This window comes from Ruegeria sp. HKCCA5839 (assembly GCF_013035585.1).
Lineage (GTDB): Bacteria > Pseudomonadota > Alphaproteobacteria > Rhodobacterales > Rhodobacteraceae > Ruegeria.
This window is the reverse complement of record NZ_WQIE01000025.1, coordinates 1-1,085: the sequence shown is the minus strand read 5'-3', so window position 1 is coordinate 1,085 and position 1,085 is coordinate 1. Positions and strand designations below refer to the sequence as shown.

General features: G+C 58.9%; 1 protein-coding gene. It reads right to left on the bottom strand.

Annotated features, from left to right (window positions below):
- Window positions 1-1,085, bottom strand: a 1,085-nt coding sequence (gene tuf / locus GOV38_RS22175; RefSeq protein ID WP_171213044.1) for an elongation factor Tu, incomplete at both ends; no start/stop codon positions are given.

Here is a 1,085-nt window from a genome sequence, read left to right as displayed (position 1 = left end):
GCGATCAGCTCAACGCCGAACGACACGTTGTCGCCGGGCATGACCATCTCGGTGCCTTCCGCCAGGGTCACGGTGCCGGTCACGTCAGTTGTACGGAAGTAGAACTGCGGACGGTAGTTGGCGAAGAACGGGGTGTGACGGCCGCCCTCTTCCTTGGTCAGGATATAGGCTTCGGCTTCGAACTTGGTGTGCGGTGTAACCGAACCCGGCTTACACAGAACCTGACCACGCTCAACGCCGTCACGGTCGATGCCGCGCAGCAGGGCGCCGATATTGTCGCCCGCTTCACCGCGGTCCAGCAGCTTGCGGAACATCTCAACACCGGTGCAGGTGGTTTTGCTGGTGTCGCGGATGCCGACGATTTCGATCTCGTCGCCCACATTGATGACGCCACGCTCAACACGACCGGTCACAACGGTACCACGGCCCGAGATCGAGAACACGTCTTCGATCGGCATCAGGAACGGCTGATCCACAGCACGCTCAGGCGTGTCGATATATTCGTCAACAGCCGCCATCAGTTCCTTGATTTTCTCTTCGCCGATTTCCGGGTTGTTGCCTTCCATCGCGGCCAGAGCCGACCCTGCGATGATCGGAATATCGTCACCGGGGTATTCATACGAAGACAGCAGCTCGCGGATTTCCATTTCCACCAGCTCCAGCAGCTCTTCGTCGTCTACCTGGTCCACTTTGTTCATGAACACGACCATCTTCGGGATGCCAACCTGGCGGCCCAGCAGGATGTGCTCACGCGTCTGCGGCATCGGGCCGTCTGCAGCGTTCACAACCAGGATCGCGCCGTCCATTTGCGCCGCACCGGTGATCATGTTCTTGACGTAGTCGGCGTGGCCGGGGCAGTCAACGTGCGCATAGTGACGGTTGTCGGTCTCGTATTCCACGTGGGCGGTCGAGATGGTGATCCCGCGCGCTTTCTCTTCCGGCGCACCGTCGATTTGGTCATACGCTTTGAAGTCACCAAAATACTTGGTGATCGCTGCGGTCAGCGTCGTCTTGCCGTGGTCAACGTGGCCAATCGTGCCAATGTTGACGTGCGGTTTTGTACGCTCAAACTTTTCCTTTGCCAT